Source organism: Vibrio sp. S11_S32, assembly GCF_014694465.1.
GTDB classification, from domain to species: domain Bacteria; phylum Pseudomonadota; class Gammaproteobacteria; order Enterobacterales; family Vibrionaceae; genus Vibrio; species Vibrio algicola.
Genome location: NZ_JAAUWS010000015.1, coordinates 18822 through 34978, shown reverse-complemented (window position 1 = coordinate 34978; position 16157 = coordinate 18822). Strand labels below are relative to the sequence as shown.

General features: G+C 42.4%; 16 protein-coding genes. 14 read left to right on the top strand and 2 right to left on the bottom strand.

What is annotated here, in order from left to right:
• Nucleotides 1-10 precede the first annotated feature (10 nt).
• The 14 genes from hscA (at nucleotide 11) to HC723_RS09470 (ending at nucleotide 14299) form a co-directional block, all read left to right on the top strand.
• Nucleotides 11-1861, top strand: a complete 1851-nt coding sequence (hscA, locus tag HC723_RS09535) for a Fe-S protein assembly chaperone HscA (protein ID WP_190338907.1) — start codon at nucleotides 11-13, stop codon at nucleotides 1859-1861.
• 49 nt (nucleotides 1862-1910) lie between these two features.
• Complete coding sequence (gene fdx, locus HC723_RS09530) at nucleotides 1911-2249, top strand: ISC system 2Fe-2S type ferredoxin (RefSeq protein ID WP_153447643.1); 339 nt, start codon at nucleotides 1911-1913, stop codon at nucleotides 2247-2249.
• A 17-nt stretch (nucleotides 2250-2266) separates the two neighbouring features.
• Nucleotides 2267-2464 carry a Fe-S cluster assembly protein IscX gene (gene iscX / locus HC723_RS09525; RefSeq protein ID WP_153447642.1) on the top strand — a complete coding sequence of 66 codons (198 nt, stop codon included), beginning with the start codon at nucleotides 2267-2269 and terminating at the stop codon, nucleotides 2462-2464.
• 309 nt (nucleotides 2465-2773) lie between these two features.
• Nucleotides 2774-4069, top strand: a complete 1296-nt coding sequence (gene pepB, locus HC723_RS09520; RefSeq protein ID WP_190338906.1) for an aminopeptidase PepB — start codon at nucleotides 2774-2776, stop codon at nucleotides 4067-4069.
• A 62-nt stretch (nucleotides 4070-4131) separates the two neighbouring features.
• Nucleotides 4132-4563, top strand: coding sequence for a nucleoside-diphosphate kinase (gene ndk, locus HC723_RS09515; RefSeq protein WP_153447640.1), 432 nt, complete (start codon nucleotides 4132-4134; stop codon nucleotides 4561-4563).
• 192 nt (nucleotides 4564-4755) lie between these two features.
• Nucleotides 4756-5874, top strand: coding sequence for a bifunctional tRNA (adenosine(37)-C2)-methyltransferase TrmG/ribosomal RNA large subunit methyltransferase RlmN (locus HC723_RS09510; RefSeq protein WP_153447639.1), 1119 nt, complete (start codon nucleotides 4756-4758; stop codon nucleotides 5872-5874).
• A gap of 54 nt (nucleotides 5875-5928) precedes the next feature.
• Nucleotides 5929-6690, top strand: a complete 762-nt coding sequence (gene pilW / locus HC723_RS09505; protein WP_190338905.1) for a type IV pilus biogenesis/stability protein PilW — start codon at nucleotides 5929-5931, stop codon at nucleotides 6688-6690.
• Entirely contained in the window at nucleotides 6680-7693 is a 1014-nt protein-coding gene (gene rodZ / locus HC723_RS09500; protein WP_190338904.1) for a cytoskeleton protein RodZ, read from the top strand. The genes pilW and rodZ overlap by 11 nt, the downstream gene beginning before the upstream one ends.
• Before the next feature lie 7 nt (nucleotides 7694-7700).
• Complete coding sequence (gene ispG, locus HC723_RS09495; RefSeq protein ID WP_190338903.1) at nucleotides 7701-8837, top strand: flavodoxin-dependent (E)-4-hydroxy-3-methylbut-2-enyl-diphosphate synthase; 1137 nt, start codon at nucleotides 7701-7703, stop codon at nucleotides 8835-8837.
• 33 nt (nucleotides 8838-8870) lie between these two features.
• Nucleotides 8871-10139 carry a histidine--tRNA ligase gene (hisS, locus tag HC723_RS09490; RefSeq protein WP_153447635.1) on the top strand — a complete coding sequence of 423 codons (1269 nt, stop codon included), beginning with the start codon at nucleotides 8871-8873 and terminating at the stop codon, nucleotides 10137-10139.
• 35 nt (nucleotides 10140-10174) lie between these two features.
• Nucleotides 10175-10792 carry a tetratricopeptide repeat protein gene (locus HC723_RS09485; RefSeq protein WP_190338902.1) on the top strand — a complete coding sequence of 206 codons (618 nt, stop codon included), beginning with the start codon at nucleotides 10175-10177 and terminating at the stop codon, nucleotides 10790-10792.
• An 11-nt stretch (nucleotides 10793-10803) separates the two neighbouring features.
• On the top strand, nucleotides 10804-11976 hold the full coding sequence (gene bamB, locus HC723_RS09480; RefSeq protein WP_190338901.1) for an outer membrane protein assembly factor BamB: 1173 nt from the start codon (nucleotides 10804-10806) through the stop codon (nucleotides 11974-11976).
• A 183-nt stretch (nucleotides 11977-12159) separates the two neighbouring features.
• Nucleotides 12160-13662 carry a ribosome biogenesis GTPase Der gene (gene der / locus HC723_RS09475; protein ID WP_190338900.1) on the top strand — a complete coding sequence of 501 codons (1503 nt, stop codon included), beginning with the start codon at nucleotides 12160-12162 and terminating at the stop codon, nucleotides 13660-13662.
• A gap of 397 nt (nucleotides 13663-14059) precedes the next feature.
• A complete protein-coding gene (locus HC723_RS09470; protein ID WP_190338899.1) occupies nucleotides 14060-14299 on the top strand; it encodes a YfgJ family double zinc ribbon protein in 240 nt (79 codons plus the stop codon).
• A gap of 24 nt (nucleotides 14300-14323) precedes the next feature.
• Here the strand turns inward: HC723_RS09470 and HC723_RS09465 are convergent, their stop codons facing one another.
• A complete protein-coding gene (locus HC723_RS09465; RefSeq protein ID WP_190338898.1) occupies nucleotides 14324-15946 on the bottom strand; it encodes a sensor domain-containing phosphodiesterase in 1623 nt (540 codons plus the stop codon).
• Nucleotides 15947-15960: 14 nt separating this feature from the next.
• Complete coding sequence (locus tag HC723_RS09460; RefSeq protein WP_190338897.1) at nucleotides 15961-16152, bottom strand: hypothetical protein; 192 nt, start codon at nucleotides 16150-16152, stop codon at nucleotides 15961-15963.
• Between the last annotated feature and the right edge of the window lie 5 nt (nucleotides 16153-16157).

Below are 16157 nucleotides of genomic sequence, written 5' to 3'. Positions count from 1 at the left end.
GAGTAATACCATGTTACTTCAAATTGCCGAACCAGGACAAAGCGCTGCACCTCATCAACATAAATTTGCTGTCGGTATCGATCTAGGTACCACCAATTCATTAGTTGCCGCTGTGCGCAGTGGAAGTTGCACCCCTTTAGCCGATGAAAATCAGCAAACCATTCTTCCTTCTGTTGTCCATTACGGTGAGCAAAATATTGTAGTGGGCCATGCGGCTAAAGCATTGGCGCAAAGCAACCCTATTCATACTATTAGCTCGGCAAAACGTTTAATCGGTCGTTCTTTGGCGGATATTCAAACACGCTACACCACCTTACCTTACCAATTTAAAGCCAGCGACAATGGCTTGCCTTTAATTGAAGTACCAACTGGTCAGGTAAATCCTATCCAAATCTCGAGTGAAATATTAAAGTCATTAGCAGCGCGAGCAGAGAAAGTCTTAGCTCATGAATTAGAAGGCGTGGTGATTACTGTTCCCGCTTATTTTGATGATGCCCAACGTGCCGGTACCAAAGATGCGGCTGAATTAGCGGGTCTCAAAGTTTTACGCTTACTCAACGAGCCGACAGCGGCGGCAATCGCTTATGGTTTAGATTCAGGTCAAGAAGGTGTCATTGCAGTCTACGATCTTGGCGGTGGTACCTTTGATATTTCATTATTGCGTTTATCTAAAGGCGTATTTGAAGTGCTAGCCACAGGTGGTGACTCTGCGCTTGGTGGTGATGATTTTGATGATCTTATTGTCGATTTTTTCAAGCAACAGGCTGATATTAAACAGCAGTTAAGCGCCGAGCAACATCGAGTTCTACTGGATGCGGCGACCCAAGCCAAAGTTGAATTATCACAACAAGCCCAAGTTCAAGTTGATGTGCTTGGTACTTTCATTACCTTGACTCGTGAGCAATTTGAACACTTGATCCAACCGTTAGTGAAAAAAACACTTTTATCATGTCGCCGCGCTTTAAAAGATGCTGAAGTTAGCGCCGATGAAGTTGCCGAAGTGGTGATGGTCGGCGGTTCGACTCGCACATTATTGGTGCGGAATATGGTCGGTGACTTCTTTGGTCAAACGCCATTAACCAGCATTAATCCAGATGAAGTGGTCGCGATTGGCGCCGGTATTCAAGCGGATATCTTAATCGGTAATAAGCCCGATTCTGACATGCTATTATTGGATGTGATCCCATTGTCACTTGGGATCGAAACCATGGGCGGTTTAGTGGAGAAAATCATTCCACGTAACACCACTATTCCGGTTGCCAAAGCACAAGAATTTACCACTTTTAAAGACGGTCAAACCGCAATGTTGGTGCATGTAGCTCAAGGTGAACGTGAAATGGTCGGGGATTGTCGCTCTTTAGCGCAGTTTACTTTGCGTGGTATTCCGCCAATGAAAGCGGGCGCAGCGCATATTCGCGTAACTTATCAAGTCGATGCCGATGGCTTACTATCGGTCACCGCGATGGAAAAAAGTACCGGCGTGCAAGCGGATATTCAAGTTAAACCATCGTATGGTTTAAGCGACAATGAAATCGCCGACATGCTTAAAGCATCAATGACTCATGCTAAACAAGATATGCAGACTCGAGCGCTAGCGGAACAAAAAGTCGAAGCAGACCGCGTGATTGAAGGCTTGCTGGTGGCATTACAAGAAAACGGCGAGCAATTACTCAGTGTTGAAGAATATCAAGCGATTGAAGGCTCATTGAAAGTGTTGATTGGTTTGCGTAATGGCACCGATGCGGATGCGATTGAACAAGGTATTAAAGATACCGATAAAGCGAGCCAAGATTTTGCTTCTCGTCGTATGGATGTATCAATTCGAGCGGCGCTGTCTGGCCAATCAGTGAATAACCTATAACACCAATTGAATAATAAATACCAATTAAATAATTAGAGTAGGATGGATTATGCCTAAGATTGTTGTACTACCACATGAAGAATTATGCCCAGAAGGCGCGGTATTAGAAGCGAAAAAAGGCGAGTCAGTACTGGATGTGGCGTTAAAAAATGGAATTGGTATTGAGCATGCGTGTGAAAAATCTTGTGCCTGTACCACTTGTCACATCATTATTCGTGAAGGTTTTGATTCATTAGAAGAAAGCGAAGAACTTGAAGACGACATGCTAGATAAAGCATGGGGTTTAGAGCCTGAGTCTCGTTTAGGTTGCCAAGCATTAGTCGAAGATCAAGATCTGGTGGTTGAGATCCCTCGTTACACCATCAACCTAGCATCAGAAAAACATTAAACCAAAAGGATAGGGTTATGGGATTAAAATGGTCTGATTCACAAGATATCGCGATCGAACTGTATGAGAAGTTTCCGGATTTAGATCCAACCACAGTTCGTTTTACCGATATGCATCAATGGATCACCGAACTTGAAGAGTTTGATGATCAGCCTAATAAGTCAAATGAGAAAATTCTCGAAGCGATTTTATTGTGCTGGTTGGATGAAGTTTAAGTTTTATTCGCTGGATAGTCACTTCAATGACTTTGATTGTCGTTGATTGCTGATTTTGCTGGTCATTGATTAGTTGTCGTTGAAAGGTAATCCATTTTGATGGCACTTTAATCAATCATTGCATGAGTCAATATCTTGTTACGCCAATTAAAGCCTCTTCGGAGGCTTTTATGCTATTTAGTGCACAAGTCTCTTGCCGTTTTCATGTTAAATCAGTAAAAATCCATTATGATAGTTCTCAGTTTTTTTACATTCACCTATTAATTCTCTTGGCTACTCAAGCCACATTAAAGTGAGAAAGGAGTCGAAATGTCTACATCTATGTTGGTTTCAATTACACAACAAGCCGCTTTGCCACAATGGGGTGAAAAAGCGCTGCTATCTTTTGATGAAAATGGCGCAGTTATTCACATAACTTCTGCAACCGATATCGATGCGGTGCAGCGTGCAGCACGTAAATTAGACGCTCAAGGTCTTAAGCACATTGAACTTAGCGGTGAAGGTTGGGATTTAGAGAAAATCTGGGCATTTGTACAAGGTTACCGTTCATCGAAACAAGGTAACCCAATTACTTGGCCTGCATTAGACGCTGCTCAACAAACCGAGCTTGAAGCGCGGATCAAAACTACCGATTGGGTGCGCGATATTATCAATAAAAGCGCTGAAGAAGTGGCGCCACGTCAATTGGCGACCATGGCTGGCGAGTTGATTAAGTCTATTGCACCACAAGGCAGTGTAAGCTACCGCATCGTGAAAGATAAAGATCTGCTGACCGAAGGTTGGAATGGAATTTATGCTGTAGGTCGTGGCTCTGAGCGCACCTCTGCCATGTTGCAACTGGACTTTAACCCAACCGGTGATGACAACGCACCAGTGTTTGCTTGTTTAGTCGGTAAAGGGATCACGTTTGATTCCGGTGGTTACAGCATCAAAGGCTCTGGCTTTATGGATTCAATGAAAGCCGATATGGGCGGAGCGGGCACCATTGCGGGCGGTTTAGCGTTAGCGATTACTCGCGGCTTAAACAAGCGTGTCAAACTGATCTTATGCTGCGCAGAAAACATGATCTCTGGTCGCGCGTTAAAGCTGGGTGATGTGATCACATATAAGAATGGTAAGACGGTTGAAGTGATGAATACCGATGCCGAAGGTCGCTTGGTGTTAGCCGATGGTCTCATGTACGCCAGCGAGCAAAACCCTAAGCTTATTATTGATTGCGCCACCTTAACCGGCGCAGCTAAAAATGCACTTGGCAATGACTATCACGCTTTATTATCGTTTGATGATAAATTGGCGCAAAAAGCACTGAAACAAGCCAAAGTAGAATCAGAAGGTCTATGGCAATTACCGGTGGAAGACTTTCACCGCAAGATGCTGCCGTCTAATTTCGCCGATATGTCTAACATCTCAGCGGGAGGTTATTCTCCAGGCGCTAGTACGGCAGCCGCTTTCTTGTCGTATTTTGTTGAGGATTATAAAAAAGGCTGGTTGCACTTTGATTGCGCGGGTACTTACCGTAAAACCAGCAGTGACAAATGGTCGGCAGGCGCAACCGGTATGGGCGTAAGAACCTTAGCTGGGCTGTTAATTGAACAAGCGAAATAATTTTCTGACAAGGAGAGGAGCGATCCTCTCTTAACGATAATAAATTAAATAGGACATAAATTATGGCTACGGAAAGAACGTTTTCAATTATTAAGCCCGATGCGGTCGAGCGCAATTTAATTGGTGAGATTTATCATCGTTTTGAAAAAGCGGGTCTGTCGATTGTGGCGGCTAAAATGCTGCATTTGACCGATGCTCAAGCAAGCGGTTTTTATGCTGAACATGAAGGTAAACCCTTCTTTGATGGTTTAAAAGAGTTTATGACATCAGGGCCGGTTATGGTTCAAGTGTTGGAAGGCGAAAATGCGATCATACGTTACCGCGAACTAATGGGAAAAACTAATCCTGAAGAAGCGGCTTGTGGCACCATTCGTGCTGATTATGCACTTAGCATGCGTTATAATTCGGTGCATGGTTCCGATAGTCAGGAGTCAGCGGCGCGTGAAATTGAGTTCTTTTTTCCGCAAGCTGAAATTTGCCCGCGCACAAAGTAGTCACTCAAACATGCACTATACTTAAAGAGGCCAATGGGTCTCTTTTTGTTTTTTAAGCGGTACTCGACCTGCTTTAAAGTTGCAAACCAACCGTTTTTAAGTTGCAAGCAAAGAGTACAACAAGCCTTGTTGTTAATGGCTAAAGCCTGTACAATTCGCGCCCTAATTTATTGTTCCATTAGTGAGAAAAACATGACCATCACAAAAGTAAATCTTATGGATTTTGATCGTAAAGGTCTACGCAAATATTTTGCCGAAGAGCTGAATGAAAAAGCCTTCCGCGCCGATCAGATCATGAAATGGATCTATCACTTTGGTTGTGATGATTTCGCACAAATGAACAATATCAATAAAGTGCTACGCGCTAAGCTAGAGCAACGCTGTGAGATCCGCGCTCCTTATGTATCAGAAGCGCTACACTCAAAAGATGGCACCATCAAGTGGGCGATGCGTGTTGGCGATCAAGACGTAGAAACTGTCTATATTCCAGAAGATGATCGCGCGACGTTGTGTGTCTCATCTCAAGTCGGTTGTGCTTTAGAGTGTAAATTTTGCTCAACCGGTCAGCAAGGCTTTAATCGTAATTTGAAAGTGTCGGAAATTATCGGTCAAGTATGGCGCGCAGCACGCGAAATTGGCTTACAAAAAGAAACCGGACGCCGTCCAATTACCAATGTCGTGATGATGGGTATGGGCGAGCCTCTACTTAATATGAAAAACTTGATCCCATCACTTGAGATCATGCTTGATGATTTAGGTTTTGGTTTATCAAAGCGTCGTATTACGGTATCGACTTCTGGCGTGGTATCAGGACTGGATCAAATGACCGGAACCATCGATGTTGCTCTTGCTATTTCATTGCATGCACCAACCGATGAATTGCGTAGCCAAATCATGCCGATTAATGATCGTTGGAATATCGAAGCCTTTTTAGCTTCAGTTCAACGCTATATTGCCTCATCAAATGCTAACCGAGGTCGTGTCACCATTGAGTATGTTTTACTCGATCACGTCAATGATGATATGCAACATGCAAGACAGCTCGCAGAGTTACTAAAAGATACCCCTGCAAAAATTAATTTGATTCCCTTTAACCCTTATCCTGGGTCACCATATAAAAAACCAAGCAACTCGCGTATCGATCGCTTCCAGAAAACATTAATGGAATACGATTACACCGTGACGGTTCGAAAAACTCGTGGTGATGATATAGATGCAGCGTGCGGGCAATTAGTTGGCGATGTGATCGACCGAACAAAACGCACAAAGCAGAAACAACAAGGGGAACCAATCCCAATTAAAGCTATCTGATAATAGCAAGATAGATAACAGATTGGCCCTTGTTTTGAAAAAGGATGAGTGTCAATGTTATCAATTAAGAAGTTGGTCTTTATTTCGGTAGTTAGTTTCCTAACCGGTTGTGTTACAGTGACAGATAACCCCAAGATGGGGAAGTTTGACAATATTAAAGCCTCAGAAGGTCGAATTTCGCTCGGACTGGGGTATTTAGAAGATAACCACATGGTCAAAGCAAGGGAAAACCTTGAAATGGCGGTGCAATATGCCCCAACCTATTATCGAGCGTTAAACTCACTGGCGTATTATTACCAAAGAGTTGGGGAACCAGAATTAGCGGAAGATGCTTACGAGAAAGCGTTAAAGAGCTCACCTAAAAATGGTGATGTACTCAATAACTATGGTGCATTTTTATGTCGCCAAGGTGATTACAAAAAAGCCGATGAATACTTTAATCGCGCGATAGAACAGCCTTATTATTATCTGGTTGCGGCCAGTTATGAAAACGCGGGACTCTGTGCATTAAAAAGCGGTGGTAAAGATAAGGCAAGTAATTACTTCTCTCGGGCGCTTGCCCATGATCCAGACAGAGCAAAATCAGCGTTACACTTAACTGAATTGGAAATTGAAAAGGGTGAATTTTCCGATGCAAGGCTCCGTTTGTTTAAATTTAACAAGAGATATGGATATCACCCCGTCAGTTTAGGGCTGCTCATAAAATTAGAACATAAAGCAGACAACCCTGAAATGGTGTCTAAATATGGCAACATATTAAAGGCTAAATATCCAACCTCTGACCAATATCAGAAGTACGTGCAGAATGAGTACTGAAAATAAGATTGAAGTAGAAGAAATAACACAACATAAACTCAACACGTCACTCGATACGGAAACGTTATCTGCGGGTGAAATATTACGCCTTCGACGTGAAGAGCTCGGACTGACTCAACAAGATATTGCAAAACGATTGCGACTTAAAATAGCCGTAATTGAAAGCATTGAAAGTCACGAGTTTGAATCGCATCAAGTAGCCACTTTTATTCGTGGCTATTTTCGATCTTACGCCAAAGTGGTGGGAGTCAATGAGAAAGATATCTTGAAGGCATTAGAACTTTCAGGTGAAGGGCAACACCAGCATAAAGAACACAGCATGCAAAGCTTTTCTCAACAGACTAAAAAGCAAAAACATGACAATCATATTATGCGTCTCACTTGGGGGATCTTGGTAGTTATTCTCGGTATTTCGTCTATCTGGTGGTGGCAAAATCATCAACAAGATACGCTTTCTGCCATTTCTATTCAGCATGAACAGGCAGAACAAGCTAAGTTAGCGCTAGAACACCCATCGACACAAGAAAATACCGCTCAAACTGATGGTCAATTACAAGAGCCAACGTTAGCGGTGTCAGCAAGTGAAGATGCCCAAACCTCGACAACACCGCAACCGACGGATACAACGACGACAACTGGTGAGAATGCCAGTCAGCATGAGGCTACCCCTGTAGGCACAGAGCAAGCTCCACAAATATCAGATGCCAAAGAATCGGTAAGCACAGAACAAACTCAAATTAAAAACCTATCGCATGATGAAACGGCAAATAAGCCATTAGCGATGACGTTTAAACAAGATTGTTGGATCCAAGTAAAAGATAGCACCGGTACGATTTTAGCCACAGGGCTGAAAACATCCGGTCAATCAATCACTTTAACTGGCAAAACGCCTTACTCTATAATATTAGGTGCTCCGGAAGGGGTTTCTATTACATTAGCCGATGAACCTGTCGACCTTTCTCGCTATACTGCTGGGAAAGCCGCTAGACTGACATTACTGTAGATAAATTATGCATCACGAATCCCCTATAAAACGTCGAGCTTCGACCCGTATTTATGTTGGCAACGTTCCAATTGGTGACGGTGCTCCGATTGCTGTCCAATCCATGACCAATACCCGCACCACTGATGTGGCGGCGACGGTCGCTCAAATTAAAGCACTTGAAAATGTCGGTGCCGATTTGGTTCGCGTCTCTGTGCCTACTATGGATGCGGCCGAAGCGTTTAAACAGATCAAGCAACAAGTTAATGTACCGTTAATTGCCGATATTCACTTTGATTACCGTATTGCATTAAAAGTGGCAGAATACGGAGTAGATTGTTTACGTATTAATCCAGGCAATATTGGTAATGAAGCCAGAATTCGTTCGGTGGTTGATTGCGCCCGTGATAAAAATATTCCGATCCGTATTGGGGTCAATGGCGGTTCGCTTGAGAAAGAAATTCAATTGAAATATGGCGAGCCAACGGCGCAAGCATTAGTCGAATCGGCAATGCGCCATGTTGATATCCTTGATCGCTTAAACTTCGATCAATTCAAAGTCAGCGTGAAAGCGTCCGATGTTTTCCTCGCGGTCGACTCTTATCGTTTACTAGCCAAACAAATCGCACAACCTTTGCATCTTGGTATTACCGAGGCTGGTGGCGCACGTGCAGGTTCGGTAAAATCGGCGGTTGGTTTAGGCATGTTATTATCCGAAGGCATTGGTGATACCTTACGTATTTCTCTAGCCGCCAATCCGGTAGAAGAGATTAAAGTCGGATTTGATATCTTAAAATCACTACGTATTCGATCTCGTGGAATCAACTTTATCGCTTGCCCGACGTGTTCTCGCCAAGAGTTTGATGTGATTGCTACTGTCAATGCATTAGAAGAGCGTTTAGAAGATATAATCACCCCAATGGATGTTTCCATTATTGGTTGTGTCGTCAATGGCCCAGGTGAAGCAGAAGCTAGCCATATGGGTATTGCTGGCGGTAGTAACAAAAGTGCATTTTATGAAGATGGAAAACGCCAAAAAGAACGTTTTGATAACGACAATGTGATTGAACAGCTTGAAGCTAAGATCCGCGCCAAAGCCGCGATGTTAGATAGCGCTAATCGCATTGCGATCGATAACATTGACCCGGATAACGCTAATAAGTAGTCATCCCCTAGATAATATTGAATGGTAGAAACTGTGAGTAAAACAATTCAAGCAATTCGAGGCATGAACGACTGCCTACCGACTCAATCTCCTTTGTGGCACAAAGTGGAAGATGCAGTTAAGAATGTCGTCAGTTCTTATGGTTACAGCGAAATTCGCATGCCAATCGTTGAAGTGACCAATTTATTCAAACGCGCAATCGGTGAAGTGACCGATGTGGTTGAAAAAGAAATGTACACTTTTGAAGATCGTAATGGAGATAGTCTTACTTTACGTCCAGAAGGCACAGCTGGTTGTGTGCGCGCTGGAATTGAAAATGGCTTGATCTACAATCAAGAGCAACGTTTATGGTACATGGGACCAATGTTCCGCCATGAGCGCCCACAAAAAGGTCGTTACCGTCAATTTCATCAAGTTGGTGTCGAAACATTTGGTATAAATGGTCCAGATGTGGATGCAGAACTTATCATGATGACCGCGCGTTTATGGCGTGAACTCGGTATTGATAAGCATGTTCGTTTGGAATTAAATTCGATTGGTTCGATTGAATCGCGTGCTAATTACCGTACTGTTTTAATTGAGTTTCTTGAGCAGCATATCGACGTATTAGATGAAGATTGTAAGCGCCGTATGTACACCAATCCATTGCGTGTGCTCGATACTAAAAACCCGGCAGTGCAAGCTATTTTAGGTGATGCACCGCAATTAGCCGATTATCTTGATGATGATTCGCGTGAGCACTTTGCTGGTTTATGTGAATTATTGGATGCGGCGGGAATTGAATATCAAGTCAACCAACGTTTAGTACGGGGTCTTGATTATTATAACAAAACTGTCTTTGAATGGATCACCGAAAGCCTAGGCGCACAAGGTACCGTTTGTGCTGGAGGCCGTTATGACGGTTTAGTTGAGCAACTTGGTGGCAAACCTGCGCCTGCGGTTGGTTTTGCTATGGGGCTGGAACGTTTAGTTCTGATGATGGAAACCTTAGAGCTGAACGATGTTCGTAAACCGGTGGATGTTTACCTCGTTACTGCGGGTGAAGGGACATTGATCAACGGCATGAAATTAGCAGAAGAACTGCGTGAAAAGGTGTCAGGCTTACGCTTAATGACGCATTTTGGTGGTGGCAACTTTAAAAAACAATTTAAACGTGCAGATAAAGTCGGTGCTTCAATTGCATTGGTGCTGGGCGAGAATGAAGTCGCAGAGAAAACAGTGGTAGTGAAAGATCTAACCGGTGGTGAGCAACAAACGCTCGCTCAGTCTGAACTGGCCGCTTATTTAGCCAATGCTATTTAATTAATTATTTTTAGAATTTAAACAGAGGGCAGCACGTGAGTATCTACGACGCAGATGAAGAACAACAAGTAGAAGCAATTAAAGATTGGTGGGCAGCCAACGGTAAAGCGGTGATCATTGGTGTAGTTATCGGTATCGGTGGCATTATTGGCTGGCGTTATTACCAAGACAGCATTACTGCTGAGCAAGAAGCTGCTTCTCATGGTTACAATGCATTGATTTCAAATCTTGAAGCAAAAGGTTTATCAGCAGAGAAAACCACTCAAGAGTTTATTACCGCCAATGATAAAACTTCTTATGCGGTTTTAGCTTCTCTACAGCTAGCCAAAGCTCAAATTGACGCCAATAAATTGGATGACGCACTCACCCAATTAAAATGGGCTAAGTTGCATGCCAAAGATGAAACGTTACTGCCAATTATTTCTTACCGCATTGCTCGTGTCTTAGCGGCTCAAGCGCAATATGATGCTGCAATCAAAGAAGTATCAACTGTGAAATCAGAAGCATGGAAAGCGCGTAATCAAGAGTTGCTAGGTGATATTAACTTGCTAAAAGGCGATAAAGAAGCAGCCCAAAAAGCGTATATCCAAGCGCAGCAAGATGGTAGCCAGAACCAAGCTTTACAAATGAAAATTGATGATCTTGCCAAGTAGGGAATGCTTGAATGAAAAAATTGCTTAAACGTGGTCTTGCGCTTACTTTTATTACCTTAGGGTTACTTGGGTGTTCGAGTGAGGAAGATACGATAGTGATGTCGCCACTGCCTGTGGTGAAGAGTCAATTTACGCCGAAAACAATATGGACTGCGTCTATCGATGATGGCGTTGGGCATTATTTCTCTAAGCTTGCTCCAACCTATGCATACGATAAAGTGTTTGTTGCCAGCCGTGACGGTGATGTTAAAGCGCTTGACCCTAAAACAGGTAAAACCCTGTGGGAAAAAGACTTAGGCAAAGATGAACCGGCGCGTTTATCTGGTGGTGTTACCGCATTGTACGACAAAGTATTTATTGGCTCTGAAAATGGTCAAGTATACGCATTATCGGTCGATGATGGTTCCTTGGTATGGCAAAAAGATATTGAAGGTGAAGTACTCGCTAAGCCGCTTGCCGATCAAAATTTTGTGATGCTCAACACCGCCAAAGGCTCATTAATTGCACTAGACCAAGATACTGGTGAACAAGAGTGGGATATTAGTAATGAAGTGCCGAACTTAACCTTACGTGGTGATAGCTCCCCTGCCTCTGTTTCTGGTGGTGTTTTTTGGGGAATGTCGAATGGTCGCCTAGCTGCTGCTTTGATCCAAAAAGGTCAATTATTGTGGCAACAGCCGATTGGTACACCGAAAGGATCAACCGAGATTGATCGCTTAGTCGATGTCGATGCTTCGCCACTTATTATCGGTGCAAACCTTTATACTGTCGGAATTAATGGCCAATTAGTGGCAGTCGATTTACGCTCCGGTACACCAATGTGGAAACGTACTTATTCTTCCGCCACTGACTTAGCCACCGATGGAAGCAAGCTGTTCGTGGTAACAGATAAAGATCATCTCATTGGCGTTGATGTCCGTAGTGGTACTAAGTTGTGGGAAAATAATGATCTTCAATATCGTCAACTATCAGATCCAACGGTGATTGGTGATTATTTGGTGGTCGGTGATAACGAAGGTTACTTACATTGGATTGACCGTGATACAGGCGCATTTGTGGCGCAACAATTAATCGGTGATGATGATGATGGCATTGCGGTTGCTCCAATCGCGTTGGACGATGGCTTTGTAGTCATAACACGTGAAGGGGAAATAAAGAAAATGCAGATCCCCGACGGATCGTGATATAATCCGCCACCCTGATTTATCAGAACTAAAAACGGCTCCTATTGCAGGGGCCTTTATTCATTCTTAATGAGGGAAATTTTTCCGTCATTTTGTTTTTAAATCAGTAGTTATAGGTAATGGTAATAATGATATTCATTACCTATAACTACTCTGGTTATTTTAAGATTTGTTGAGGTATATATGATTCCTGTAGTGGCTTTGGTTGGACGCCCAAACGTTGGTAAATCAACGTTATTTAACCGTCTTACACGTACACGCGATGCACTGGTTGCTGACTTTCCAGGCCTAACCCGCGATCGTAAATACGGTCAAGCGAAATCCGGTGAGCATGAATTCATCGTGATCGATACTGGCGGTATTGATGGCACTGAAGATGGTGTTGAAACCAAAATGGCAGAGCAGTCATTAGCCGCAATTGAAGAGGCTGACGTGGTTTTGTTTATGGTTGATGGCCGTGCCGGATTAACCGTTTCAGATGAAGCAATTGCCCGTCACTTGCGTATGCGTGAGAAGCCAACCATGTTGGTAGTCAACAAAGTTGATGGTGTTGACGCCGACGCTGCTAGTGCGGAATTCTGGCAATTAGGTATGGATAAGATCTATCAAATTGCAGCAGCCCATGGTCGCGGCGTAATGAGCCTAATTGATAAAGCCTTAAAACCTTTCTCTGACCAATTAGCGGAAGAAGAAGCAAGACTGCAAGCCGAAATCGAAGACCTAACCGGTCAGGTTGACGCAGAAGACGAGCAATTAGAATACACAGAAGAAGAAGCGGAAGCCGAATTTAAACGTCTGCAAGATCAACCGATCAAACTGGCTATTATCGGTCGCCCAAATGTCGGTAAATCAACCCTGACTAATCGTATTTTAGGTGAAGAACGTGTTGTGGTTTACGATATGCCTGGCACCACGCGTGATTCGATTTATATACCGATGAAACGTGATGAGCGTGAATACGTCTTAATTGATACTGCGGGTGTTCGTCGCCGTAAGCGTGTTAATGAAGTGGTCGAAAAATTTTCAGTGATAAAAACCTTGAAAGCAATTGAAGATGCTAACGTGGTATTGCTGATCATTGATGCGCGTGAAAGTATCTCGGATCAAGATCTAAGCTTATTAGGCTTTGCGCTGAATGCGGGTCGCTCGATTGTTATCGCGGTTAATAAGTGGGATGGACTGGACACTGACGTTAAAGAACACGTGAAGAAAGAACTCGATCGCCGTTTAGGTTTTGTTGATTTTGCACGAATTCACTTTATCTCAGCTTTGCATGGTACAGGTGTTGGTCACTTGTTTGAATCGGTGCAAGAAGCGTATAAATCGGCCACTACGCGTGTTGGTACTTCTGTTCTGACTCGTATTATGAAAATGGCACAAGACGATCACCAACCACCATTGGTACGTGGCCGTCGTGTTAAGATGAAATATGCGCATGCGGGTGGCTATAACCCACCAATTATTGTGGTGCATGGCAATCAGGTAAAAGAACTGCCAGATTCATACAAACGTTACTTAATGAACTATTTCCGTCGTTCATTAGAGATCATGGGTACCCCAATCCGGATCCAATTCCAAAACAGTGAAAACCCATTTGAAGGTCATGTGAATAAAGCCAGTGTTACTGAAGCTCAAAAGCGTAAACGTATGGTTAGCTTGATTAAACGTGGTCGTAAGAAGCAATAATTACATAGTGTAATTGAATAAATAAAAACAAAAATACCACTCTTGCAGTGGTATTTTTTTGTCTATTGATCTGCATAGCTCAGATCGTAATATATCGGATCGGGTCGTTTATTAATGATTGAGTGGATTATTATGTCGATTTAAATTGAAATGCAGCATATGTAACTTATGCTTTCGGGTTGTGGTGATATAAATATTCTTAATGGGGTAGATCGCTGATCAAAATGGATAAAGCAGGAGATCATCAAAGATCATACTATATCACCCACGAACTATTAGTTTTGATTTTTTGCCATTTAAGTATATAGCTATATCAGAAAGTGAATGGTATTGGTATAAGGGTAAAGTTAGCGCTAAAATATAGCAGTAACCCTCAGTACCGATTAAAAAGGAACTTATGTCTACCGATTGCCCTCAATGCCAGAGCCTAATGCAATGGCAAAAAAAAACTGACAAAAATCAGCCTGTTTATCAGTGTGATTATTGTCAGCTTAGCTTTGTAAAACTCGCGATTTGTCCAACTTGTGACAGTGAGCTTACTTATTTAAATGCGTGCGGTTCAAGCAGCTTGTTTTGCCCGCAGTGTAACGAGCTTAAATCTAAATCAACGGCAATGACAAAACTCGCTCAACGTTGAAGCGAGTTTAGACGAGCATTGAATCTATTTCTCTATGTTGTTTTGCTTAACCGAAGGTAAGTATTGAATTTCAAAGTCTTGTTGTAGCATTGGGCGGTTCCAATAATCACAACGCAGATGCTGCAGCTGCTCACATACGTCTTGATTTTCGACCCCTTCCGCCACAATAGTCAGATCGAGTAATTTACCTAAAGATAAAATACCTTTGACCAATTGATTTGAGCGTTCAGATTTATCTAAATTTAAGATAAAGCTCTTATCAATTTTTACCACATTGATTGGGAAATCATGTAAATGACTGAGTGATGAGAAACCAGTACCAAAATCATCCAACGCCATACGGATACCAGCCTCGGCTAATTTCTGACAATGTTTAAGTACTAAAGGCCCGTGGCCTAAAAATGCGGTTTCGGTAAACTCAAGTAAAATACAAGTAGGATTAACATAAAATGCTCGGATCTTTTTAATGATCTGATCTGAGAAGTCTTCTTGCGCTAATTGGTTGCTGGAAATATTAATACTGATATAGAAATTCTTGTTATCTTCTTCTTGCTGCCAGCGCTTTAAACTGCTTAATGCTTCATCTAATATCCAATCGCCAAGTTGCAAAATAGCACCTGATTTTTCCGACAGAGGGATAAACTCATCAGGAAAAACCATGCCTAATTTTTCATTCTTCCAACGAACTAATGCCTCACAACCAACTACTTGATTGTCGCTACCTGAGATAATTGGCTGGTAGTTAAGATAAAACTCATTATGTTCGAACGCATAAGCAAATTGCTGCGTGACTTCATAATGACGACGATGTTTTTTCTGTTGTTCAGGATTGAAAATATGGAAATGTTTACCTGACTTAGTACCTTGAGTACAAGCTACGGTTGCCATATCCAATACTTCAGCAAAGGAAAATTCATTTTTGTAAGATAGTGCACAGCCAATTCCGGTAGGCAGAATAATATTTTTATTATTCATCTGAATTGGTTCAGCAAAAACCTGCTGCACCGCGTTAGCAAGATCTTGTGCGGTTACTTCTAGTAATTCAGCTTGCTCGACATCATGCACCAAGATCATCTCAGAATTGCTGATGTAATAAAGCGCAGCACCTTCAGGTAGAATGCTCTTTACTTTGGAATAAAATACTTTGGTAAACCGTTGAACATCAAATAAGCCAAGGTTATCGCGAATTTCATAAGCCTGAACATTACGAATAAATAAGATCAGTAGATTTTCGTGTGCTTTACTTGAATAGTATTCGTTAGCATTAAATTGAGTTGGCAAGTTGGTGAGCGAATGAAATTGGTCAAGCTCTTCGATTTCAAGTGACAGCTTGTCTTTTTCAAGGCTAATTTCTTCAAACTCATGCACTAAGCTTAATGAGATCTCAATCGATTTACGCAGCAGGTCGATTAAATCTTTTACTTTTTGGTCAAATTCTCTTTCATGATCGTCAAGAATACAAAAAGTACCAAAATTTTCGCCATTAGGCAGATTTAAAGGCACGCCGTAATAAGCCACCATGCCTAATTTGATATCTGGGTTGCTATCCCATTTTGCAGAGGTTAAAGCGTTATTGACTTCTAATGCTTGATTACTCTGTACTACGTTATAACAGTACAAGTCATCAGAGACTGCTTCTTTCGCCAACGTTATAAGGATTGTTATCCGTGGTTTGACTGCTGACTACTGACTAACACTGCCATATTGGTGGTGTTATTGCGCATAATTAAGGCTGCGGATGCATGCGAAATTTCGGCAACTAAATCGACAATATCTTGCCATAGTGTTGGCCAGATACTGGTGGATTTATCCGAGAATAATTTATCTGATGCTGCATTTGATTTTCTAGTCATATTTA

Coding starts and splice junctions, on each gene's coding strand:
- HC723_RS09510 (WP_153447639.1), top strand. CDS start 4,756: ATGACCATCACAAAAGTAAATCTTATGGATTTTGATCGTAAAGGTCTA.
- pepB (WP_190338906.1), top strand. CDS start 2,774: ATGTCTACATCTATGTTGGTTTCAATTACACAACAAGCCGCTTTGCCA.
- ispG (WP_190338903.1), top strand. CDS start 7,701: ATGCATCACGAATCCCCTATAAAACGTCGAGCTTCGACCCGTATTTAT.
- fdx (WP_153447643.1), top strand. CDS start 1,911: ATGCCTAAGATTGTTGTACTACCACATGAAGAATTATGCCCAGAAGGC.
- ndk (WP_153447640.1), top strand. CDS start 4,132: ATGGCTACGGAAAGAACGTTTTCAATTATTAAGCCCGATGCGGTCGAG.
- HC723_RS09470 (WP_190338899.1), top strand. CDS start 14,060: ATGTCTACCGATTGCCCTCAATGCCAGAGCCTAATGCAATGGCAAAAA.
- iscX (WP_153447642.1), top strand. CDS start 2,267: ATGGGATTAAAATGGTCTGATTCACAAGATATCGCGATCGAACTGTAT.
- der (WP_190338900.1), top strand. CDS start 12,160: ATGATTCCTGTAGTGGCTTTGGTTGGACGCCCAAACGTTGGTAAATCA.
- pilW (WP_190338905.1), top strand. CDS start 5,929: ATGTTATCAATTAAGAAGTTGGTCTTTATTTCGGTAGTTAGTTTCCTA.
- hscA (WP_190338907.1), top strand. CDS start 11: ATGTTACTTCAAATTGCCGAACCAGGACAAAGCGCTGCACCTCATCAA.
- rodZ (WP_190338904.1), top strand. CDS start 6,680: ATGAGTACTGAAAATAAGATTGAAGTAGAAGAAATAACACAACATAAA.
- HC723_RS09460 (WP_190338897.1), bottom strand. CDS start 16,152: ATGACTAGAAAATCAAATGCAGCATCAGATAAATTATTCTCGGATAAA.
- bamB (WP_190338901.1), top strand. CDS start 10,804: ATGAAAAAATTGCTTAAACGTGGTCTTGCGCTTACTTTTATTACCTTA.